The 21,735-nt window shown below is 70.1% G+C and carries 18 protein-coding genes and 1 riboswitch; of the genes, 15 read left to right on the top strand and 3 right to left on the bottom strand.

What is annotated here, in order from left to right; translation table 11 throughout:
• Positions 1-75 precede the first annotated feature (75 nt).
• Positions 76-819 (top strand): GNAT family N-acetyltransferase, encoded by a 744-nt coding sequence (locus tag ACIBK0_RS30400; protein ID WP_399086963.1) that lies wholly within the window; start codon positions 76-78, stop codon positions 817-819.
• Positions 820-899: 80 nt separating this feature from the next.
• Here the strand turns inward: ACIBK0_RS30400 and ACIBK0_RS30405 are convergent, their stop codons facing one another.
• Together ACIBK0_RS30405 and ACIBK0_RS30410 are read right to left on the bottom strand one after the other, a co-directional pair.
• Positions 900-1,649 carry a hypothetical protein gene (locus ACIBK0_RS30405; protein WP_399086965.1) on the bottom strand — a complete coding sequence of 250 codons (750 nt, stop codon included), beginning with the start codon at positions 1,647-1,649 and terminating at the stop codon, positions 900-902.
• A 110-nt stretch (positions 1,650-1,759) separates the two neighbouring features.
• The gene (locus ACIBK0_RS30410) at positions 1,760-2,455 is read right to left on the bottom strand and encodes a hypothetical protein (RefSeq protein WP_399086967.1); all 696 of its coding nucleotides are present in this window, start codon (positions 2,453-2,455) and stop codon (positions 1,760-1,762) included.
• Between the two features lie 244 nt (positions 2,456-2,699).
• Here ACIBK0_RS30410 and ACIBK0_RS30415 point away from each other — a divergent pair, with 244 nt between their 5' ends.
• The 6 genes from ACIBK0_RS30415 (at position 2,700) to ACIBK0_RS30440 (ending at position 10,340) form a co-directional block, all read left to right on the top strand.
• Positions 2,700-4,769 (top strand): N-6 DNA methylase, encoded by a 2,070-nt coding sequence (locus ACIBK0_RS30415; RefSeq protein WP_399086969.1) that lies wholly within the window; start codon positions 2,700-2,702, stop codon positions 4,767-4,769.
• Between the two features lie 163 nt (positions 4,770-4,932).
• Positions 4,933-5,562: a hypothetical protein gene (locus ACIBK0_RS30420; protein WP_399086971.1), complete on the top strand. Its 630-nt coding sequence runs from the start codon at positions 4,933-4,935 to the stop codon at positions 5,560-5,562.
• A gap of 17 nt (positions 5,563-5,579) precedes the next feature.
• Positions 5,580-7,082 (top strand): protein kinase, encoded by a 1,503-nt coding sequence (locus ACIBK0_RS30425; RefSeq protein ID WP_399087186.1) that lies wholly within the window; start codon positions 5,580-5,582, stop codon positions 7,080-7,082.
• A gap of 244 nt (positions 7,083-7,326) precedes the next feature.
• Entirely contained in the window at positions 7,327-8,154 is an 828-nt protein-coding gene (locus ACIBK0_RS30430) for a glycoside hydrolase domain-containing protein (RefSeq protein ID WP_399086973.1), read from the top strand.
• A gap of 158 nt (positions 8,155-8,312) precedes the next feature.
• The gene (locus tag ACIBK0_RS30435) at positions 8,313-8,972 is read left to right on the top strand and encodes a SurA N-terminal domain-containing protein (RefSeq protein ID WP_399086975.1); all 660 of its coding nucleotides are present in this window, start codon (positions 8,313-8,315) and stop codon (positions 8,970-8,972) included.
• Between the two features lie 333 nt (positions 8,973-9,305).
• The gene (locus tag ACIBK0_RS30440) at positions 9,306-10,340 is read left to right on the top strand and encodes a nucleoside triphosphate pyrophosphohydrolase (RefSeq protein ID WP_399086978.1); all 1,035 of its coding nucleotides are present in this window, start codon (positions 9,306-9,308) and stop codon (positions 10,338-10,340) included.
• 89 nt (positions 10,341-10,429) lie between these two features.
• On the opposite strand, the gene ACIBK0_RS30445 is transcribed toward ACIBK0_RS30440, so the two are convergent.
• A complete protein-coding gene (locus ACIBK0_RS30445; RefSeq protein WP_399086980.1) occupies positions 10,430-11,641 on the bottom strand; it encodes a globin domain-containing protein in 1,212 nt (403 codons plus the stop codon).
• A 484-nt stretch (positions 11,642-12,125) separates the two neighbouring features.
• Here ACIBK0_RS30445 and ACIBK0_RS30450 point away from each other — a divergent pair, with 484 nt between their 5' ends.
• From ACIBK0_RS30450 to ACIBK0_RS30485, 8 genes are all read left to right on the top strand, one after another.
• Positions 12,126-13,412 (top strand): cytochrome P450, encoded by a 1,287-nt coding sequence (locus tag ACIBK0_RS30450; protein ID WP_399087188.1) that lies wholly within the window; start codon positions 12,126-12,128, stop codon positions 13,410-13,412.
• 199 nt (positions 13,413-13,611) lie between these two features.
• Positions 13,612-14,580 (top strand): transglycosylase family protein, encoded by a 969-nt coding sequence (locus ACIBK0_RS30455; protein WP_399086982.1) that lies wholly within the window; start codon positions 13,612-13,614, stop codon positions 14,578-14,580.
• A gap of 137 nt (positions 14,581-14,717) precedes the next feature.
• Positions 14,718-14,926, top strand: a riboswitch (cyclic di-AMP (ydaO/yuaA leader).
• A gap of 4 nt (positions 14,927-14,930) precedes the next feature.
• Positions 14,931-15,626, top strand: a complete 696-nt coding sequence (locus ACIBK0_RS30460; RefSeq protein ID WP_399086984.1) for a transglycosylase family protein — start codon at positions 14,931-14,933, stop codon at positions 15,624-15,626.
• A 396-nt stretch (positions 15,627-16,022) separates the two neighbouring features.
• On the top strand, positions 16,023-17,309 hold the full coding sequence (gene eno / locus ACIBK0_RS30465) for a phosphopyruvate hydratase (protein WP_037628200.1): 1,287 nt from the start codon (positions 16,023-16,025) through the stop codon (positions 17,307-17,309).
• 158 nt (positions 17,310-17,467) lie between these two features.
• Positions 17,468-17,944 (top strand): septum formation initiator family protein, encoded by a 477-nt coding sequence (locus ACIBK0_RS30470; RefSeq protein WP_399086987.1) that lies wholly within the window; start codon positions 17,468-17,470, stop codon positions 17,942-17,944.
• A gap of 29 nt (positions 17,945-17,973) precedes the next feature.
• A complete protein-coding gene (locus ACIBK0_RS30475; RefSeq protein ID WP_399086989.1) occupies positions 17,974-18,498 on the top strand; it encodes a DUF501 domain-containing protein in 525 nt (174 codons plus the stop codon).
• A 187-nt stretch (positions 18,499-18,685) separates the two neighbouring features.
• Entirely contained in the window at positions 18,686-19,681 is a 996-nt protein-coding gene (locus ACIBK0_RS30480; RefSeq protein ID WP_399086991.1) for an exopolyphosphatase, read from the top strand.
• Between the two features lie 649 nt (positions 19,682-20,330).
• Positions 20,331-21,725 (top strand): NAD(P)/FAD-dependent oxidoreductase, encoded by a 1,395-nt coding sequence (locus ACIBK0_RS30485; RefSeq protein WP_399086993.1) that lies wholly within the window; start codon positions 20,331-20,333, stop codon positions 21,723-21,725.
• Positions 21,726-21,735 lie beyond the last annotated feature (10 nt).

Below are 21,735 nucleotides of genomic sequence, written 5' to 3' on the forward strand. Positions count from 1 at the left end.
CATGTGGCTGCCTCGTTGAGGCTGACACGGCAAAACCGTTTCATCGGTACCGAGTTGACGCCTACCGTGTGCGACATGCAGCTGAAGGTGTCAAGTCTCGCGGAACGGCCCGAGATGCTCGGGCACGTGGTCCGAATGGCCAACAGCTGGCCGGAGTTCCTGCTCCACGATCCGGTGGGTGACACACACTACGGCCGGATCGCGACCGAACTTCCGGAGTACGTGCTGTTCGCCGAGGACGAGCACGGCCGCGTGGTCGCCCACGCCTACAGCGTGCCGTTCGCCCTCGCGGACGAGGACCGGGGCGAACTGCCCGCGCGGGGCTGGGACCAGGTGCTGGCCTGGGCGTTCGCCGACCGACGCCGCGGCAGACCGGCCGATACGGTGAGCGCCATCTCGATCGTCGTCGCCCCGCACGCCCAGGGCGGCGGCCTGTCCGCGCGGATGCTCTCCGCGATGCGGGACAACACCCGGGCGCGCGGCTTCACCGAGGTCATCGCCCCCGTCCGCCCCAGCGCCAAGCACCTGGAACCGCGCACCCCGATGGAGGAGTACGCGTTCCGGGAGCGCACCGACGGGCTGCCGCACGACCCGTGGCTGCGCGTCCACGTCCGGGCGGGCGGTGTCATCGAGGCGGTGGCGCCGGCGTCCATGACGGTCGCGGCCTCGCTGGAGGAGTGGCGCGCATGGACGGGGCTGCCCTTCGACACGGAAGGCTTCGTCGAGGTGCCCGGCGCGCTGGTGCCGGTGCACTGTGAAGCGAGGCGCGGATACGCCGTATACGTCGAGCCCAATGTGTGGGTGCGGCACACCCTGTGAGCTCGACGTATGGCGTGTGAGACATATGGCCTCTGAGGCGTGATGGTCCGTGAGACGTATGGCCCGCCGCAGGTGGGACCTCAGGCGCCCAGCTTGTCCAGGTCGAGGATCTTGCCGGAGGGGGTCTTGGCCGGGACCGGCTTGTCGTACTCACTGAAGGTGAGCGTGCCGGGGTCCTTCGCGGAGCTGCTGTCGACCCGCAGCAGATAGGGCTTGCCCTCGGTGGCGACGTAGAGGGTGTAGCGATCCTTGCCGTCCTTCTCGTGAAGGACGATCGCCGGGGTGCCGTCGACGGTGGTGGTCTTGCCGCGGGTGGCATCGGAGTTCACGTCCTCCGCACCGCCGAGCACGGTGTCGAGGTCGCAGAAGCTCGCGATGTCCTTGGCGTCGGAGCCGGTCGCGGACATCTTGGTCCACTTGCCGGCCAGCATGGCCACGGCCGCGTCGGTGTCGGCCTTGGACTCGCCCTTGCTCTGGGCGCGCAGGAACGCCTCGTCGTACTTCATGTAGACGGTGTCGCCGGTCTTGATGAGGTCGGCCTTGCCCTGGCCGGCCATGCTCATCGTGCCGGCGCACTCTGCCTTCTTGTTGAGCGCCATGTCGATCCGGATGGTGCCGCCGTCCTCGTCGTCGGGGACGTCGCCCTTCATGCGGAGCGAGGTGGCGCCCGTGGTGGCCTTCACGGCGCGGTCGGCGATTTCACCTCCGGTCAGCCCGGCGAACGGGCCCTTCGGCTTGCTGTCCGCCTTGTTCTCGCCGGGCAGACAGCCGGTGAGGCCCACGGTGGCCGCGGCGGCGAGGCAGATTGCGACAAGTGCGGTGCGACGCATGAGAGTTCCTTGAAGTGATGTGAGGTGGTGAAGACGCGTGAGGGGAGTGGAGGGAGAGGTGTGGGGGAGGGGGTGGCTGGTGAAGACGACGGGGTGGGGCGGCGCCGGCCTCAGCCGGTCTTCTTCCAGTCGCCGCAGCCCGTGGTCTTGAAGTAGCCGTCGCCGGCGCTGATGGTGACGACGGCCGTGCCGGTCACGTTGTTGTTGGCCACGATCGAGTTCATGGAGTGCGTGGCGTCCTTGGACCGCTCCCAGTAGCAGGAGTCGTCGGTGTTACCGGTGGACTTGTAGGTGCCGGGAGCGATGTCCGCGCCGACTCTGTACATACCGCCGTCGCCCTTCATCTGCGAGGCCGGTGAACCGGACGCCTTCGTGTCGACGGCCTCCCAGTCCTCGCAGCCGCTGGACTTGAAGAGCTTGTCGCCGGCCTTGATGGTCACGTAACTGGTGCCGCTGACATTGTCGTTGGCGATGAGGGAGTCGAGCTCGCCCGAGGCGTCCTTGGCGCGCTCCCAGTAGCACATGTCGTCGGCGTTGCCCGTGGTCCGGTAGGTGCCGGGCTTGATGTCCGTGCCGATCTGGAAGTCGCCGTCCCCCTTGAAGGCGACCTTCTTCTCGGCCTTGTCCGCCTTGTCGCCCGTCTTGGCGTCGACCTTCTTGCCGGACTCGCGATCGGCGGAGGCGGAGGTGCCCTTGTCCTTGTCGCCGGAACCGCTGTCGCCGTTGTTGCCGGCGTTCGCCGACACGACACCGATGACGACGATGCCGACCACGGCCCCCAGCCCCACCTTGACCTTGATGCCCATGTCTGTGCCCTCCCCTGGCTGTGTACAGATTCCGCGAACGCGCTCGGCGGCCGGGTCGTTCCGGCGACTTGCCCGTTCGATGGGTCAATAACAGCAGAGCTTGTGAACCGAGTCAACACGATTCACGAGGAAGGTTGTGTACACGTCTGTGAAGCGATAGATCTTGCGTACGCCGGTATGCTCGACGTCACAGACCAGGACGGCGCCACCGGGCGTCACAGGCCAGGACGAGGGGAGCCGGGCGGTGCAGGACAACGCGACAGAGGTGACCGCTGCCGGGATCGCGCGGCTCGCCGGCGTCGGCCGCGCCGCCGTCAGCAATTGGCGTCGCCGCCACGCCGACTTCCCCAAGCCGGTCGGTGGCACCGAGACCAGCCCCTCCTTCGCGCTCGCCGAAGTCGAGGCCTGGCTGCGCGACCAGGGCAAACTCGCCGAGGTCCCGCTGCGCGAACGCGTCTGGCAGCAGCTCGCCGGACACCCCGAGGGCCCCGTCACCGCCCTCGTGCACGCCGGCTGCGCGCTCCTGCTCATCCATGACCGCCCCACCGACTGGCTGGAGCTGAGCGCGGGTTCCGACGAGCGCCTGGCCGCCTTGCTGCCCGCCGCGCTCGACCAGGTGATCACGCCCCGCTTCGGCGCGCCCCGCGAGCGCGCTGTGAACACCCCGACCGGCTCCGAGCTCCTGACCTCCGCCCCGCTCCTGCGCGGCGCCGCCGAGCTCGCCGCCGAACTGGGCGCGCGGCAGACGTACGAGTTCCTGCTGGGGCGGCATCTCGACAACAACCCGCGGCAGTACACGCTCACACCGGGCGACCTCGCCGCGTTGATGGCCGAGCTCGCGGGGCCGGCGCGCACGGCGCTCGATCCGGCGTGCGGCACCGGTGCGCTTCTGCGGGCCGTGGCGCCCAGGCCGGACCAGGAGCTGTACGGCCAGGACAGCGCCCCCGAGCTGGCGGCCCTCTCCGCGCTGCGGCTCGCTCTCCAGGGGAAGGCCGCCGTCCGCACCGCCGCCGGGGACACTCTGCGCGCCGACGCGCATCCCGCGCTCCAGGCCGACGTCGTCCTGTGCCACCCGCCGTTCAACGAGCGCAACTGGGGCCACGACGAACTCGCCTACGACGCCCGCTGGGAATACGGTTTCCCGGCCCGCACGGAATCCGAACTGGCGTGGGTGCAGCATGCGTTGGCTCATCTCAAGGACGGCGGCAGCGCGGTCGTGCTGATGCCTCCGGCCGCCGCCTCCCGCCGCTCGGGCCGTCGTATCCGCGCCGACCTGCTGCGCCGCGGCGCACTGCGCGCCGTGATCGCCCTGCCGATCGGCGCGGCACCCCCGTACAACATTCCACTGCACATCTGGGTGCTGCGCCGCCCCGAAAAGGCGCCCGCGCAGCCCGAGTTGCTGCTCGTCGACACTGGTGCGCCGGCCGCTGGGGGTACCTCCCTGCTCGAGCGCAGCCGAGAGCTTGGGGGAGGCCGTGGCGGCCTGGACTGGCAGGCCGTGCGCGCCGCGGTTCTCGACGCCTGGCGGCCCTTCGAGCGCACCGGCAGCGCACGGGAGGAGCCGGGGTTCAGCCGCGCGGTGCCCGTCATCGAACTCCTCGACGACGACGTCGACCTGGCGCCCGCCCGTCATCTGCCGCCGGCCGCCGCGGGGGGCGGCAGCGAGCAGCTCGCGGACGTACGCGAGCGGCTCGGCGAGACCCTGCGCCTGACCGCCGACCTCACGCCTCCCGAGACGCAGCCCGCGCAGCCCGCGCGCTGGCCGCTCATCACCGTCGGTGAACTCGCGCGCGGGGGCGCGCTCCTGCTGCGTACGGGCGGAAACGGGGCCCCCGCGCGCGTGCCCGTACTCACCGACCACGATGTGCTCGCCGGAGCCGCGCCGTCCGGGACTCTTCCCGAAGCGGAGGACGAAGCCGTGCTGGTCGAGACGGGCGATGTCGTGGTGCCCGTGCTCGGTGGCGGCTCCATCGCGCGCGTGGTCAGCGAGGACACGGCGGGCGCCGCGCTGGGGCGCAATCTCACGCTGCTGCGCCCCGACCCGACCGCCCTCGACCCGTGGTTCCTGGCCGGCTTCCTGCGCGGCACCGCCAACAACCGCCAGGCCAGCAGCTATGCGTCCACCGCCACTCGGCTCGACGTGCGCCGCCTCCAGCTGCCCCGGCTGCCGCTGGACGAGCAACGCCGGTACGGCGAGCGTTTCCGCGCGCTGGCCGAGTTCGAGGACGCGCTCCGGCGCGCGGGCCGGCTCGGCGAGCAGTTGGTGCGGGGCATGTACGACGGTCTGACGGACGGGACGGTCGCGCCGGGCTGACGGAACGGAAGCTTCCAGGGAAGCCCTCGAAAACCCGCCGGGGCGCGCGAAGTGATCAGCACGACAACGGTTCGGTACAACCCGGGACCGGTTGTCCTTGTCGGCCTATACGCTCGGACTCCGAACTCGTACGTCCGTCCTCATCAGGCCTCCAGGAGCAGCCATGCACGGCCACGGCTACGCGCCGCCTCCGCCGAAGCGACCCTCGACCGGGGTGTTGGTCGTGCTGCGCGTGATCTTCGTGGCAGTGCCGATCCTCAGCATCGGATTCCTGGCGTGGGTGGCGCCGCTCAGGGCGGCGATCGTGACCCATCGGCGTGCGGACTGGTGGATCTTCGGGGGGTCGCTCGTGGTCCTCGGCATCAGCTTCGCGTTCCTCAGTACCGACCACACCGACGACTTCAGCAGCCCGAACGGCAACGTGGGCATGATCATCCTGCTGCTGAACGCCGCGGCCTGCGTCGGCTACTTCCTGTACGCGGACATACGCCACTACCACCGGCTGTCCCCCACCGGCTATCTGCCGCCCCAGGCCCAGGCCGTGAACTACGGCTACCCGCAGCCCCCGTCGCCGTACGCGGCCACGCACCCGCAGACGCCCGTGACACCCCCGCCCGCTCCCGCACCGCACACTCCTGCGCCGCACACGCCCGTTCCGCACACGCCCGTTCCGCCGCCCCCGCAGCGGCCCGCACCCGCGCGGATCGACCAGGTGCGCGCCGAGCTCGACGAGCTCAGTGACTACCTCCGCAAGCACGACGGCCATCACGACGGCGGCAGGGACGGCAGGTGAGCGTGGCGACGGGACGCATGGTCGCGAACCGCTACGAACTGTCCACGCTGATCGGACAGGGCGGCATGGGCCAGGTCTGGACGGCGTACGACCAGCGCCTCGACCGGCGGGTCGCCGTCAAGCTGCTGCGCCCCGACAAGGTCGCGGGCCAGGAGGCCGACGAGCTGCGCCGCCGCTTCGTGCGCGAGTGCCGGGTCACCGCGCAGGTCGACCACCCCGGCCTGGTCACGGTTCACGACGCGGGCAGCGAGGGCGAGGAGCTGTTCCTCGTCATGCAGTACGTCGACGGGGCCGACCTCTCCGACCACCTCGCCGAACACGACCCGTACCCCTGGCAGTGGGCGGTCGCGGTCGCCGCGCAACTGTGCGCCGTGCTCAGCGCCGTGCACGCCGTGCCGATCGTGCACCGCGATCTGAAACCGCGGAACGTGATGGTCAAGCAGGACGGCACGGTCACCGTCCTCGACCTCGGCGTCGCCTCCGTCATGGATACCGACACGACCCGGCTCACCCACACCGGTTCGCCCATCGGGTCGCCCGCCTACATGGCCCCCGAGCAGGCGATGGGCGGTGCGGTCGGCCCGTACACCGACCTGTACGCACTCGGCGTCCTGCTGCATGAGCTCCTCAGCGGAGACGTGCCGTTCTCCGGCTCGACCGCGCTCGGTGTGCTGCACCGCCATCTCTACGAGCCGCCGCTCCCGGTGCGCCGACTGCGCCCCGAGGTGCCGCCCGCGCTGGAGGGTCTCGTACTGCGCCTGCTCTCCAAGGACCCGCAGCACCGGCCGGGCTCCGCGCAGGAGACGTACGAGCAACTGCTTCCGCTGCTGCCCGCGCGCGGCATGCCCACCGGTGCCCCGCTCGACCCGACGCGCCCCTTCCTGCGCCCGCACGCCCCGTGGCCGGACCGGGCGCGTACCCCCGCGCCCCAGCCGCAGGCCGCGCCCGCCGTGGAGAAGGTCGATGTCGCGGGCGCCGTCGACGAGGTCAAGCGGCTGCTCGGCGAGGGGCGCATCACACAGGCCGTCGACATCCTGGGTTCGATCCTTCCGGCGGCCGCCGCCGAACACGGCGAGCACTCGCCCGTCGTGCGCACGCTGCGCAAGCAGTACGCGGCCACGCTGATGGACGACGGCCAGTACCGGCGCGCGCTGCCCGAACTGCGCCGTCTCGCCGACGAACGGGCTGCCGAGGCCGGCCAGGCCGACCCGCAGTCCCTGCGCTTCCGCTACGAGGCCGCCCAGTGCCTGGAGCAGCTCGGTGAGCCCGCCGCGGCGCTCGCGGAGTACCGCGCGCTGCTGCCGTACTACGAGAACCAGTACGTCGCCGGGGATCCCGAGCTCTCCCTCGAAGTCCGCCGCCGCATAGGCCACTTGCTGCTCGCCCTCGGCGACCGTGGCGCCGCCCATGACACGCTGGCCAGGCTGCTGCACGACGTGGAGCGGCTGCGCGGTCCCGGACACCCGATGGCCGCGGAGATCCGGCGGACGTTGCAGTGGCTGGGACAGGTCCGGGGCTGATCGCGACGCCGGACCACAGGTTTTGCGCCACTTTGGCCGAAGCTTGTGGTGATCAAGGTGCGGAGTTTCCCGAACGGTGGGGGCGCGCCCGGTACGTTGCGATCCGTTTTCGTGCGCCACGCGCACGCGTGCACAACGTCCCTGTCCATCGAGGGCCATCGAAGGCCGTAGAAGGCCATCCACCTCGTGCCGCACGCGCGCGTGCCCCGCGCACCCGTCACTTGAACCATGGGGTGGGGATTTCATGTCCAGCCATCGGCATTCCAAGAAGCGCAGATACGTGGCATGGGCCGCGGCCGGTGCCGCAGTGGTCGCCGGAGCCGGGATCGCCGCGCAGACCTCGATGGCCGCCACCACGTGGCCCGCGCAGCGGACCTTCACCGGGCGCGCCTTCGACACCTGCGCCGCGCCCTCGCTGTCCGCGATGAAGGCGTGGAACACCGGCTTCTACGGTGCCGCGGCCGTCTACGTCGGCGGCAAGAACCGCGGCTGCAGCCAGCCCAACCTGACCGCGTCCTGGGTGAAGTCGGTCAGCACGGCCGGCTGGAAGCTCATCCCCCTGTACGTCGGCGCCCAGCCGTCCTGCCAGACCGGGTCCAGCCCCGAGAAGCTCACCGCCTCCACCGCCGCCTCGCTCGGTGCCACCGACGGCGCGGACGCGGTCGCCAAGGCCGCCGCCCTCGGCATGAAGGCCGGCAGCCCGATCTACCTGGACATGGAGGCGTACGACACGACGAACACGGCCTGCAACAACGCCGTGCTGACGTATGTCCGCGCCTTCGACAAGGCGCTGCACGCAAAGACGTACCGCACCGGCTACTACGGCTTCACCAGCTCCAGCGCCAAGGCCATCGCGAACGCGACCGACAAGACCGACCTGCCGGGCAACCTCTGGTACGCGCTGTGGGACAAGCAGAACACCACGACCGCGGACTGGCCGTTCGGCGCCACCCAGTTCACGAACCACAGCCGCGCCCACCAGTACCTGGTGAACAGCAAGGAGTCGCGCGGCGGTTACACGATCACCGTGGACCGGGACGCGTGGGACGCACCGGTGGCGATCACCGGCTGATGCCCGCGCGACGCGGATGACGCCGATGTGATGGTGCGACGGTGCCCGAAGGCTGGGCGAATCGTTGGTCGAAAGGGTGGCCGAGAGCTGGGCCACTGCCTACCATCGATCACCGCAAGACTTTGTGCACCGTCGCACAATCTCCTCGGGAGGCTTCCTTGCACCGCCGCCGTCGCACCGCGCTCGTTCTCTCCGCCGCGCTCGTCGCAGCGGCCCCTGTCCTGACCGCGTGCGGCAGCGACGCGCATCCAGGCGCCGCGGCCGTCGTCGGCGGTCAGCGGATCACGGTCGCGCAGCTGGAGAGCCGGGTGAACGAGGTGCGCGCGGCGCAGAAGGCCGCCACCAAGGACGAGGCCCAGTACGAGCAGACCATCGCCAGGACCGGCACGCTCGCCCGCGACACCCTGCACGGCATGGTCCTCGACCGGGTCCTGGACCGGGCCGCGAAGAACGCGGGCGTCAGCGTGACCCGCAAGGACACCCAGCAGCTGCGGGCCTCCCTCGAACAGCAGGCGGGCGGCGCGCCGGCGCTGGAGGCGGCCTGGCTGCAGAACTACGGAGTGGCGCCGACGCACCTCGACGAGAGCCTGCGCACCGAGATCGAGGCGCAGAAGCTGGCCGCCACGCTCGGCGTCGACATGAACACCACCGAGGGCAAGACCACCTTCTGGAAGGCGATGTCCGTCGCCTCCAAGGAGCTCCGCGTCGACCTGAACCCGCGCTACGGCGCCTGGGACGTCCAGAAGAGCAGCCGCGTCGACGCGAAGACGCCGTGGCTGCGGGAGGTCACCGCGGCGGGGACCCAGCAGACGACGTAAGGCCCTGCGGGGCGTAGGGGCTGTGGACAAGGGTTCGGCCGGGCGGCTCGCGGAGAGAGCCGCCCGGCGGTCCCCGTCCAGGCAGTGGCACCTCCGCCCCCGTCCGGCAGCCGCACGGTGGTTCACGCCCGGCTGTTGTACGGCGGTCCGCGTCCGGCGCCCGCACGGCGGTTCACCTCCGGCAGCCGCGCGGCGGTCCGCGTCCGGCAGTCGTACCGTGGTCCGCGTCCGGCTGTCGTACGGCGGTCCTCGTCCGTCCGGCGCGTGGACGGTCGGCCGCCCGGCCTGTGGATAACTGCTGGGGCTGTCGGCGGTGTGGGTTACGTTCGAGGGGTGAACGCAACCAGCTTCGACGGCGCCCCGGACGCGACCGGCCCCGACGCCCCCGCCACCTCCACCGACCCCGGCCGTATCGTGCTGCTCACCACCAGCCACCGGGTGGCGCCCGGGCTGCTGTCCTGGCCCGCCTGGCAGGCGCTCCGCGGTGCCGACCAGGTCCTGTGCGCGGACGGCGCTCACCCGCAGCTGCCTTATCTGCGCGAAGCGGGCATCGCCGTCGACGAGGCGTCCCCGACCGCCCAGGAGCTGGTCGACGCGTGCGCGGGCGGCCGCACCCTGGTCGTCGTCGCCACCGGCGAGGGTGAGCCGCGGCTCACCGACGGCCTGGCCCGCCTGGCCGGCTCCGGCCGCATACAGATGCCGGACCTGGAGCTGCTCCCCGCCTCGTACGACCTGCCGGGCGCCCGCCTCCTCGACCTCGTCCAGGTCATGGACCGCATCCGCGCGGAGTGCCCCTGGTCGTCCCAGCAGACCCACAAGGGCCTGGCGAAGTACGGCATCGAGGAGGCGTACGAACTGGTCGAGGCGATCGAGGAGGGCGACCGGGACGAGCTGCGCGAGGAGCTCGGCGACGTCCTGCTCCAGGTCGTCTTCCACGCCCGAATCGCCGAGGAGGACGAGGACGCGCCCTTCTCCATCGACGACGTCGCAGGCGGCATCGTGGCCAAGCTCATCCACCGCCACCCGCATGTCTTCGGGGACGAGACGGCCACCACCCCCGAGGAGGTCAAGGAGCACTGGCTGCGCACGAAGGCGGTGGAGAAGCAGCGCACGTCCGTGACGGAGGGCGTCCCGCTGGGCCAGCCGGGCCTGGCGCTGGCGGCGAAGCTGGCATCGAGGGTGCGCACGGCGGGACTTGACGTCGAGCCGCCACGGGGTGAGGGCGTCGGGTACGAGCTGCTGCGGACAGCCGCGCGCGCCGAGGCCGAGGGCGTGGACCCGGAGGCGGCGCTGCGGGCGGCGGCACGGGCGTACCGGGACGCGATCCGCGCGGCGGAGGGGTCTTCGGGGGAGGGCGCGGAGGGCTGAGGGCCGGGCGCCCGAGTGGCTGGATGAAAGGGGCGGGGCCGAGGGCCGCAGGCCTGACGATCGAGCGAGCCGGGGCGGCCGGGCCGGAGTTACGCCTGCGGGGCGCGGCTCGACGGGTTGTGCCAGCTCGGCCGTGGGCGGCCGAGGAGCCACTCCGCCGCGCCCACCGGCCGAGGTTGTCCCTGGCCGGTCGGCGCCAGGACGTCGTGGAAGATCCGCTCCGCCGGCGTGCCGAAAGAGGGCAGGGTCTCGCCGATCTCTTCGACGAGCATGGGCGGACCGGCGAGATAGACGTCGTGCCGGGTCCAGCCGGCGCGGTTGCCCAGCGCGGTCAGCAGCCGTTCGGTCGCCTGGGCCTTGGGCCGGCCGGGGGCGGGGGTGATGAAGGTGACGGCGAGCCGGGGAAGCCGGGCCCGCAGACGCTCGAGGGCGCCCCGGTCGTAGAGGTACGAGGTGTCGCGGGCGACAAGGAACAGCCGGGCCTCGTGTGTGTCGTCGAGCTGTTCCAGCAGCGCCTTCACGGGTGCCCACCCGGTGCCCGCCGCGATGAGGGTGAGGGGCCGATCCACGGGCGTGCGCAGGGTCAGGCCGCCGCCGGGCGCGCCCAGCCGCAGGACGTCGCCCTCCCGGGTCTGCCGGACGAGGGCGGTGGAGAGGAGGCCGTCCTCGACCCGGCTGATGTGCAGGTCGACGGTGCGGTCGGCGCGGGGTGCGTTGGCCAGCGAGTACGGCCGCCAGATGCCGGGCAGATGGGGGACGTTGACGCTGACGTACTGGCCGGGGGAGTAGCGCAGCCGGCGGTGCGGTCGCAGGGTCAGGACGACGAGGTCGTCGCCGTGCCGTGTCCGGGCGGTCACCTCGGCGTCCCACCAACGCGGTTCGCCGCGCTGCTGTGCCTCCCACGCGCCCTGCAGCATCACATTCGTGATCGCCCCGTACGCCTCGCCCCAGGCCTTCTCGACCTCCGCGTTCCACGCCGACCCCGCGACGACGGCGAACGCGGCGATCAGACTCGCCCCCACGGCGCCGTAGTGCTCCGGCTCCGCCAGATACTTCCGGTGGTCCCTCCCGAGCTCCCGTAAGTACCTCGGCAGCCCCGGATCCTCCAGCCGCTCCATCACATGGGTGAGTGCCGCGAAGAGTCTGTCCCGCTGCCGCTCCATGTCCTCCGGGAAGCCCAGCGGAAACAGCCCGCGGATCTCCGGGTGGTGCCGGAACAGGTGCGAGTAGAAGTACTTGACCGCGAACTCGGCCCGTCTCTCGACGACCGCGAAGCTGGATCTGAGTATTTCGGGGTCCACGGCGCGAATGTAGGGAGTTGTCGAGCCGCGGAGTCAAGCAGCAGGTGATTTACGGACAGTCCGGGGTGAAGTATGCGGGGCCGAGGAGGGTGTCCCCTGGCGGCACGATCGAACGCGAATGGACCGAACGGCTGGCGGGTGTGCTCCGGCGGAAGCCGGATGCCGTTCCTAAATCCGGGCGATCGTGGCAGATTTCCGCCCCTCCACGGCTTTGAAGGCCGCCTCCGCCAGCACCTCCGGAACGGAGGGCCAAGAGGGCGCGGCCGGGTCCCTCGCCGTGCAGGCCCCACCCTCCGTCGACGCGCCCCGCGCCCTCGACCACCTCGACTTCCGCGAGAGCACCTTCCACGGTCAGGTCGTCGGCGCGCAGTACAACCACTACATGCCGACAGGCGGCGGCGGGCGCTCTCGCCGATCTCCTCCTCTACTGGGCCCACCACTGGTCGAACAAGGCATCCGAGCCCCCTCCGGATACCGTCATGGAGTGACCGACCAGCCCCAGCTCCCCAGCACCGCCCCCGAACTCTTCACCTGGGAGTTCGCCACCAACCCCTACCCGGCGTACGCGTGGCTCAGGGAGCATGCCCCCGTGCACAGGACCCGGCTGCCCAGTGGGGTGGAGGCCTGGCTGGTCACCCGGTACATGGATGCCAAGCAGGCGCTCGCGGACGGGCGGCTGTCCAAGAACCCCGCCCATCACGACGAGCCCGCGCATGCGAAGGGGAAGACCGGTATCCCCGGTGAGCGCAAGGCCGAGTTGATGACGCATCTGCTGAACATCGACCCGCCGGACCACACCCGGCTGCGGCGGCTGGTCAGCAAGGCGTTCACACCCCGGCGCGTGGCCGAGTTCGCGCCGCGCGTGCAGGAGCTCACGGACCATCTGATCGACCAGTTCGCCGAAAAGGGTTCCGCCGACCTCATCCACGAGTTCGCCTTCCCGCTCCCCATCTACGCCATCTGCGACCTGCTCGGCGTCCCCCGTGAGGACCAGGACGACTTCCGGGACTGGGCGGGGATGATGATCCGGCACGGCGGAGGGCCGAGGGGCGGTGTGGCACGGTCCGTCAAGAAGATGCGGGGGTATCTCGCCGAGCTGATCCACCGCAAGCGCCAACTCCTGCCCGACCGGCCCGCCCCCGGCGAGGACCTCATCTCCGGGCTCATCCGCGCCTCCGACCACGGCGAGCACCTCACCGAGAACGAGGCCGCCGCCATGGCCTTCATTTTGCTGTTCGCCGGCTTCGAGACCACCGTCAATCTCATCGGGAACGGCACCTACGCCCTCCTCACCCACCCCGAGCAACGCCGACGACTGCAGGCCTCCCTCGCCGCCGAGGAGACCGGACTTCTCGAGACCGGCGTCGAGGAGCTCCTGCGCTACGACGGTCCCGTCGAACTGGCCACGTGGCGGTTCGCGACCGAGGCGGTCCGGATCGGGGGGCAGGACATCGCGCCCGGCGACCCCGTCCTCGTCGTACTGGCGGCAGCGGACCGTGACCCCGAACGGTTCCAGCATCCGGACACCCTCGACCTCTCGCGGCGTGACAACCAACACCTCGGGTACGGCCACGGCATCCACTATTGCCTCGGCGCGCCGCTCGCTCGCCTGGAGGGCCAGACCGCGCTCGCCACCCTGCTCACCCGTCTGCCCGATCTCCAACTCACGGGAGATTCGGCCGATTTGCGCTGGCGTGGTGGACTCATTATGCGTGGATTGCGCACACTTCCCGTGGAGTTCACGCCTCCGCTTGACTCGCCCCGCCCCTAAGGGGTGGGCGTGCAGGGAACGGCCGCTCAGCAGGGAAAAGGTGACGTTCCGTCAGCTCTGTGATCTTCACGTGATCTGCGCTGCATCGACTTGTGACAAGCGTTCGAGTGCGGATACGTTCACCCATCAACGCGGCCCATCCGTCGCTGCAGTCGCAGTAGCGGCTGTCGTCACCTGCTGTCACGCGAAAGGCTTCCGCATGCTCTCCGGGAACGGCCGTCATCGTCGCCCCCGTCAGGCCCCGGCCCTCATCGTCGCCGCAGGAGTGACCGGATCGGCCATCGCCATCCCGTTGCTCGGCGCCACCAGTGCGAGCGCGGCCGACGGCACAACCTGGGACCGGGTCGCGGAGTGCGAGAGCGGCGGCGCCTGGAGCGCGAACGACGGCAACGGGTACTACGGCGGGCTGCAGTTGACCCAGGACAACTGGGAGTCGTACGGCGGCCTCGAGTACGCCCCGAGCGCCGACCAGGCCAGCCGCTCGCAGCAGATAGCCATCGCCGAGAAGGTCCTCGACGGTCAGGGACTCACCGCCTGGCCCACCTGTGGACCGCTCTCCGGGCTCAGCAAGAACTCCGGCTCGATCGAGGTCGACACGGGTGTGGCGGACGACTCATCGAGTTCGTCGAGTTCTTCTGATTCGTCCGACTCGTCCAATTCATCTGCTGAGTCCGATTCATCCAACTCATCCGACTCGGGCTCCGATTCCTCGTCCGACGCCTCCTCGGGTGCGGACGGGGACTCCACGAAGTCCGACACCTCACAGGGTTCCGACAGCTCGGATACAGAAGCGACCAAGAGTGACGAGTCGGACAAGTCCGGCCAGAACGACAACTCTTCGGCCTCGTCCGACAGCGCGACGTCCGGCGCCGGGCGCCACCGTGGCGACACCGCCGACGAGGGTGCGACCGAGGGTGCGACCGACGGCCGTAAGGACGGCTCTTCCGGACGGCACGCCTCGCGCGGCTCCGACGCCTCCCGTGACGCCGCCGACGGCTCCTACGTCGTGCGCGCCGGAGACAGTCTCTGGACCATCGCCGACTCCCTTGACCTCAAGGGTGGATGGGCCGAGCTGTACGCCGGGAACAAGGAGGCGGTCGGCTCCGATCCCGACCTCATCCTTCCCGGTCAGAGGCTTGCAGTTGGTGCTGAATCGGGCGAAAAGTAGCGGGAGTTCACGTCATGGTTCGCCGCGGAATGTCCGGTTTGGCGCGAGTGAGACATGAGTCTCAGAAGCCCTGATCGTCTTTGAAATTCCGGCGATCGCATGTCTACGGTCATGACCGCTCGCCACTGCGGGCCCCGACGGTCGCAACGCCGAATCCTGCCAACGGCCGTACGGGAACAGTCGACGCGTCAGCGCCGTAGGCAGGAGCGGGGGACCCAAGGTAGGCGCCGCGCCCGGTAGTTGACCGGGAGCGGCTTGGGGTGAAGCCGTGCGCCAGTGGCGTACGACCGGGCACTCACCCGCCCGAACCCGACAGCTCACCTCGCAGGCGTCGGTGAGGGGATCTCTCCATGCTGTTTTCCAGCAAGGGCAAGCACCGCCGCCCGGCCGTCCTCAATCGGACTACCCGTCTCGCAACGCTCGCCGGTGTCACCGGTGTCGCCATCGCCGCCCCGCTGATGGCGGCCGGCAGTGCTTCCGCCGCCACCGCCTCCGAGTGGGACGCCGTGGCCCAGTGCGAGTCAGGCGGCAACTGGTCCATCAACACCGGCAACGGCTACTACGGCGGCCTGCAGTTCTCCGCCCCCACCTGGGCCGCGTACGGCGGTACCGCCTACGCCGCGAGCGCCAACCAGGCCACCAAGTCGGAGCAGATCACCATCGGTGAGAAGGTCCTCGCCGCGCAGGGCAAGGGTGCCTGGCCGACCTGCGGCACGGGCCTGTCGAGCGCCGCGTACGCCGGCGGGACCTCCAGCTCCTCGTCCAACAGCTCACAGAGCACGACCCCGAGCACCACCACCCGGACGACCGAGCAGCCCGCCTCGCGTTCGGCCGAGCGCCCCGCCGCCAAGACCGTCACCACGCCGACCGGCAAGAAGGTCAAGAAGGGTGACGGCGAGTACAAGGTCGTCAAGGGTGACACCCTCAGCTCGATCGCCGAGAAGAAGCACGTCAAGGGTGGCTGGCAGCAGCTGTTCAAGCTGAACAAGGACATCATCGACGACGCGGACTTCATCTACCCGGGTCAGCAGCTCCACCTCGGCTGAGTGCGCGGCTGATCGCTCAGCCGGGCATTCGGCGGATTGTCCGGCGGAGTGACAGCTCCCTCATGGAGGAGGCCTCCATACTGGAGACCTCGTGAGGGTCCCCCCGTCCCCACGGGCTCCCCGCTCCGGTGCGTGTTCCCCCGTACGCGCCGGAGCGGGGCTTTTTTGTGCCTGGCTCTCGTGCGCTTTCATGCCTGGCTCTCGTGCGCGAGGTTTCGTGTACGGGGCAGGTTTTTGTTCCGTTCGGAAACAATTTACTCTCGGTTCTGCCCAAGGGGTGGTCGACCGGCTGGCCGATCCCCCCGAGGCGGTTAGGCTCATGTCGCGGAGCCGACCGCGGCTCCGTGCACTACGGGCCCCGCGGCCCCGCATACCCGCGTCACATCCCAGAAGGAGATGCTCGTGCCGTCCATCGACGTCGTCGTAGCCCGGGAAATCCTGGACTCCCGAGGCAACCCCACGGTCGAGGTCGAGGTAGGCCTCGACGACGGCAGCACGGGTCGTGCCGCCGTCCCGTCCGGCGCCTCCACCGGCGCCTTCGAGGCCATCGAGCTCCGCGACGGTGACCCCAACCGCTACCAGGGCAAGGGTGTCGAGAAGGCCGTCCTCGCCGTCATCGAGCAGATCGGCCCGGAGCTCGTCGGTTACGACGCCACCGAGCAGCGCCTGATCGACCAGGCGATGTTCGACCTGGACGCCACCGACAACAAGGGCTCGCTCGGCGCCAACGCCATCCTCGGCGTCTCGCTCGCCGTCGCGCACGCCGCCTCCGAGGCCAGCGACCTCCCCCTCTTCCGCTACCTGGGCGGCCCGAACGCGCACCTGCTGCCCGTGCCGATGATGAACATCCTGAACGGCGGCTCGCACGCCGACTCCAATGTGGACATCCAGGAGTTCATGATCGCCCCGATCGGCGCGGAGTCCTTCTCCGAGGCCCTGCGCTGGGGCGCCGAGGTCTACCACACCCTCAAGAAGGTGCTGAAGACCAAGGGCCTGTCCACCGGCCTCGGCGACGAGGGCGGCTTCGCCCCGAACCTGGAGTCCAACCGCGCCGCGCTCGACCTCATCGTCGAGGCCATCAAGCAGGCCGGTTACGTCCCCGGTGAGCAGATCGCGCTCGCGCTCGACGTCGCCGCGTCCGAGTTCTACAAGGACGGCAAGTACGAGTTCGAGGGCAAGTCCCGCTCGGCCGCCGAGATGACCGAGTACTACGAGGAGCTCGTCTCCGCGTACCCGCTGGTCTCCATCGAGGACCCGCTGTACGAGGACGACTGGGCCGGCTGGAAGGTCATCACCGACAAGCTGGGCGACAAGGTCCAGATCGTCGGCGACGACCTCTTCGTCACCAACCCGGAGCGCCTGGCCCGCGGCATCGAGGAGGGCTCCGCCAACGCCCTGCTCGTCAAGGTCAACCAGATCGGCTCGCTGACCGAGACCCTGGACGCCGTCGAGCTGGCCCAGCGCAACGGCTTCAAGTGCATGATGTCGCACCGCTCCGGCGAGACCGAGGACGTCACCATCGCCGACCTCGCCGTCGCGGTGAACTGCGGTCAGATCAAGACCGGTGCCCCGGCCCGCTCGGACCGCGTCGCCAAGTACAACCAGCTGCTGCGCATCGAGGAGATCCTCGACGACGCCGCGGTGTACGCCGGCCGCTCGGCCTTCCCGCGCTTCAAGGGCTGAGTGTTGCCGCACGTCCGCTCCGCGGACCGTCGGCACAGCAAGGGCTGACCCGTACCGGGCCAGGCCTTAGCCAGTCGTACGTACGTCCCCGTACTCGGTCCCGTACCGTGTGCGGGGACGTACGCACGTGACGGGCTTGCACCGGGGAGGCGGGACTCATGGTTGTGAAGGACCGGGACCGGTTCTCCACCGCGACCAGACTGCGGCTGCTCGGCGAGCAGACCGCGGCCCGTGTCTACCGTTCCCAGACCAAGCGGCAGGCCCGCCGCTCGCGGCTGACGGGCCGGGCCGCGCTCCTGGCTCTCGTCCTGTGCTCCCTGATCGTGGCCCTCGCGTACCCGATAAGGCAGTACGTGTCTCAGCGGGCCGAGATCGCCGATGTGGAGCGGCAGCGGGAGCAGGCCCGCGAACGGGTCGAGCAGCTGCGCGACCTCAAGGCGCGGTGGCGGGACGACGCGTACGCCGAGCAGCAGATCCGGCAGCGGCTGCACTATGTGATGCCGGGCGAGACCGGCTATGTCGTGATCGACCCGGACACGTCGAAGCAGGCCCACGCCGACAAGGGGGCGGCCGCCCGTCCCTGGTACGCCAATGTCTGGGACGGCGTGGACAAGTCCGACGCCGCCGACCAGTGAACTGACCAGAAAGACATGTGACTCACGGCATGGAAACGCCACCGCCGCCCACCCCGCGCACCGAGCCGACCGACGCGGACGTCGAGGCCTTCAAGCAGCAGCTGGGCCGGCCGCCCCGCGGGTTGCGCGCGATCGCGCACCGGTGCCCATGCGGGCAGCCGGACGTCGTCGAGACGGCGCCGCGTCTTCCCGACGGGACGCCGTTCCCGACGACGTACTACCTGACGTGTCCGCGGGCCGCGTCCGCGATCGGCACGCTCGAGGCCAACGGTGTCATGAAGGAGATGACGGACCGGCTGGCGACCGACCCCGAGCTGGCCGCCGCGTACCGCGCCGCCCACGAGGACTACATCGCGCGCCGCGACTCCATCGAGGTCCTGGAGGGCTTCCCGAGCGCGGGCGGCATGCCGGACCGGGTGAAGTGCCTCCATGTGTTGGTCGCCCACTCCCTGGCCGCGGGGCCCGGCGTGAACCCCCTCGGGGACGAGGCCATCGCGATGCTGCCGGAGTGGTGGCGCAAGGGCGCATGCGTGGTTCCCACGGACGGGACCTGACCCTCCGCCTCACTCAAAAAGATCGCGCAGTTTCCCGCGCCCTGAAGGGGCGCGGGAAACTGCGCGACAAGCCCCCACCGTCCCGCACAAAAAGAACAACGCAAGGGGGCCCGGGGGCGCAGCCCCCAGGTACGGGAATGGGTAGGGGCGGAGGGGCGAGAACCATCACGACAGGAGACCGGACACCATGACCAGGGTCGCTGCCATCGATTGCGGCACCAACTCCATCAGGCTGCTCGTCGCAGACGCGGACCCGCGGACGGGTGAACTCGTCGAGCTGGACCGCAGGATGACGATCGTGCGGCTCGGCCAGGGCGTCGACCGGACCGGACGGCTCGCGCCGGAGGCACTGGAGCGGACGTTCGCCGCGTGCCGGGAGTACGCGGCGATCATCAAGGAACACGGCGCGGAGCGGCTGCGCTTCGTGGCGACCTCGGCCTCCCGGGACGCCGAAAACCGGGACGAGTTCGTCCGTGGGGTGCTGGACATCCTCGGGGTCGAGCCGGAGGTCATCACCGGGGACCAGGAGGCGGAGTTCTCCTTCACCGGCGCGACCAAGGAGCTGACCGGCCAAAACCAGGGGGGCGCAGAGCGCCCTTCGAATGAGTGTGGTGGCGGGCGACGGGCGGGCGACCTGGCCAAGCCCTTCCTCGTCGTGGACATCGGCGGCGGGTCGACCGAGTTCGTCGTCGGCGACGACCATGTGCGCGCGGCGCGCTCCGTCGACGTCGGCTGCGTACGGATGACCGAGCGGCACCTCGTACGGGACGGGGTCGTCACCGATCCGCCCACCGAGGAGCAGATCGCGGCGATGCGCGCCGACATCGAGGCCGCGCTCGACCTCGCCGAGGAGACGGTCCCGCTGCGTGAGGCACACACGCTGGTGGGCCTCGCCGGCTCCGTCACCACGGTCGCGGCGATCGCGCTGGGGCTCGACGCATACGACTCCACGAAGATCCACCATTCCCGGATCGCGTACGAGCGGGTCAAGGGCATCACCGACGCCCTTCTGAAGGCCACTCATGAACAGCGCGCCGCGCATCCGGTGATGCATCCGGGGCGCGTCGATGTGATCGGCGCGGGCGCCCTCGTCCTCCTCGCGATCATGGAGCGGATCGACGCCCAGGAGGTCGTCGTCAGCGAGCACGACATCCTCGACGGGATCGCCTGGTCCATCGCCTAGTGCCCCGGCAGGCAACGTTTGCCCGTCAAGGAGCGGCGTCCGGTGCGTGCTCTCGGCGTGCCGGCCGGAAGTCCTCGTACTGGATGTACTTGGGCTTTCGGCCGGTGCGGCGAGAGGGCGTGTCGGGCGTCGCGACGGGGCGAACGTTGCCTGCTGGGGCACTAGGACCTGGGGCTCCTGGGCCGTGACCCGAGCCACTGCTCGGCCGTGGCCCGGGTCTCCTTCGGCTACCTGTCGGTAGCCTCGGCTGAGCGGGTCGGATAGCGTATGAGCGCGCCCGAGGGGCACCGAAATGCCCCTCGGCGACGAGCCGTCCGGAAACTTCGTGAAGTTCTTCACAAGGAAAAAGGCCCTGCTCGGCGAGGATTGGGCCTCTGGGGTCACCGTGGGGGGCTCAAGCGGCCTGGGAACGTGCTCACAGGAGCGTTGCGAGGGCGTGGCCGACAGGTGAAACAGGGGCCTGGTCCGGTCGGTTCGAAAGGCCGGAGCGGCAGCTCACGCGGTGTTGACAACGGTCCGCACTGCACAGTGGTTCCTCGTTGTCACCATGACCTGGGTCACGTGGGTCGCGCAGTGTAGCAGAGGGCCTGCCCAAGCTTGTGAAGGGGCGCACGAGCGACCCCCCATGACCGGGTGGATACTCGATGGCATGAGCACCACGGAGCGTCCCAGGATCCTCGTAGTAGGCGGTGGGTACGTAGGCCTGTACGCAGCTCGGCGCATTCTCAAGAAGATGCGCTACGGAGAGGCGACCGTCACGGTCGTCGACCCCCGGTCGTACATGACCTACCAGCCCTTCCTCCCCGAAGCCGCCGCCGGCAGCATCTCCCCGCGGCATGTCGTCGTCCCGCTGCGACGCGTGCTCCCCAAGGCGGAGGTCCTCACCGGCCGGGTCACCACCATCGACCAGGACCGCAAGGTCGCCACGATCGCCCCCCTCGTGGGTGAGGCGTACGAGCTGCCTTTCGACTACCTCGTCATCGCGATGGGCGCGGTCTCCCGCACCTTCCCGATCCCCGGCCTCGCCGAGCAGGGCATCGGTATGAAGGGCATCGAGGAGTCCATCGGCCTGCGCAACCACGTACTTGAGCAGCTCGACAAGGCCGACTCCACGACCGACGAGGACGTCCGCCGCAAGGCGCTCACCTTCGTCTTCGTCGGTGGTGGCTTCGCCGGTGCCGAGACCATCGGCGAGGTCGAGGACATGGCCCGCGACGCGTCGAAGTACTACACCAACGTGTCCCGCGAGGACATGCGCTTCATCCTCGTCGACGCCGCGGACAAGATCCTTCCCGAGGTCGGCCCGAAGCTCGGCCAGTACGGCAAGGATCACCTGGAGAGCCGCGGGGTCGAGATCTACCTCTCGACGTCCATGGACTCCTGCGTCGACGGCCACGTGGTCCTCAAGAACGGCCTCGAGGTCGACTCCAACACCATCGTGTGGACGGCCGGCGTCAAGCCGAACCCCGTTCTCGCCCGCTTCGGTCTGCCGCTCGGCCCGCGCGGTCACGTGGACACCCAGACCACCCTCCAGGTGCAGGGCACGGACTACATCTGGGCCGCCGGCGACAACGCCCAGGTGCCGGACGTCGCTGCCCGCAAGGCCGGTGTCGAGAACGCCTGGTGCCCGCCGAACGCGCAGCACGCGCTGCGGCAGGCGAAGGTCCTCGGCGACAACGTGGTCTCCGGCATGCGGGGCTTCCCGCAGAAGGAGTACTCGCACTCCAACAAGGGTGCGGTGGCCGGTCTCGGCCTCCACAAGGGCGTCGCGATGATCGTCATGGGCAAGATGAAGATCAAGCTCAAGGGCCGCCTGGCGTGGTACATGCACCGCGGCTACCACGGGATGGCCATGCCGACCTGGAACCGGAAGATCCGCGTCTTCGCGGACTGGACGCTCGCGATGTTCCTCAAGCGTGAGGTCGTCTCGCTCGGTGCCATGGAGTCTCCTCGCGAGGAGTTCTACGAGGCCGCCAAGCCGGCGCCGACGGCCGCCGCGGCTGCGCCCGCCGTCAAGACCGAGGAGAAGGCCAAGGCCTCCTGACCTCCGGTCA

Origin of the sequence: Streptomyces sp. NPDC050564 (assembly GCF_044457265.1) — a bacterium.
Classification (GTDB): Bacteria; Actinomycetota; Actinomycetes; order Streptomycetales; family Streptomycetaceae; genus Streptomyces.

Bases quoted from the DNA above. Each gene is read 5' to 3' on its own strand.
- ACIBK0_RS30485 (WP_399086993.1), top strand. From the start codon at position 20,331: ATGAGCACCACGGAGCGTCCCAGGATCCTCGTAGTAGGCGGTGGGTAC.
- ACIBK0_RS30460 (WP_399086984.1), top strand. From the start codon at position 14,931: ATGCTGTTTTCCAGCAAGGGCAAGCACCGCCGCCCGGCCGTCCTCAAT.
- ACIBK0_RS30420 (WP_399086971.1), top strand. From the start codon at position 4,933: ATGCACGGCCACGGCTACGCGCCGCCTCCGCCGAAGCGACCCTCGACC.
- ACIBK0_RS30425 (WP_399087186.1), top strand. From the start codon at position 5,580: ATGGTCGCGAACCGCTACGAACTGTCCACGCTGATCGGACAGGGCGGC.
- ACIBK0_RS30410 (WP_399086967.1), bottom strand. From the start codon at position 2,455: ATGGGCATCAAGGTCAAGGTGGGGCTGGGGGCCGTGGTCGGCATCGTC.
- ACIBK0_RS30480 (WP_399086991.1), top strand. From the start codon at position 18,686: ATGACCAGGGTCGCTGCCATCGATTGCGGCACCAACTCCATCAGGCTG.
- eno (WP_037628200.1), top strand. From the start codon at position 16,023: ATGCTCGTGCCGTCCATCGACGTCGTCGTAGCCCGGGAAATCCTGGAC.
- ACIBK0_RS30455 (WP_399086982.1), top strand. From the start codon at position 13,612: ATGCTCTCCGGGAACGGCCGTCATCGTCGCCCCCGTCAGGCCCCGGCC.
- ACIBK0_RS30400 (WP_399086963.1), top strand. From the start codon at position 76: ATGCAGCTGAAGGTGTCAAGTCTCGCGGAACGGCCCGAGATGCTCGGG.
- ACIBK0_RS30430 (WP_399086973.1), top strand. From the start codon at position 7,327: ATGTCCAGCCATCGGCATTCCAAGAAGCGCAGATACGTGGCATGGGCC.
- ACIBK0_RS30405 (WP_399086965.1), bottom strand. From the start codon at position 1,649: ATGCGTCGCACCGCACTTGTCGCAATCTGCCTCGCCGCCGCGGCCACC.
- ACIBK0_RS30475 (WP_399086989.1), top strand. From the start codon at position 17,974: ATGGAAACGCCACCGCCGCCCACCCCGCGCACCGAGCCGACCGACGCG.
- ACIBK0_RS30470 (WP_399086987.1), top strand. From the start codon at position 17,468: ATGGTTGTGAAGGACCGGGACCGGTTCTCCACCGCGACCAGACTGCGG.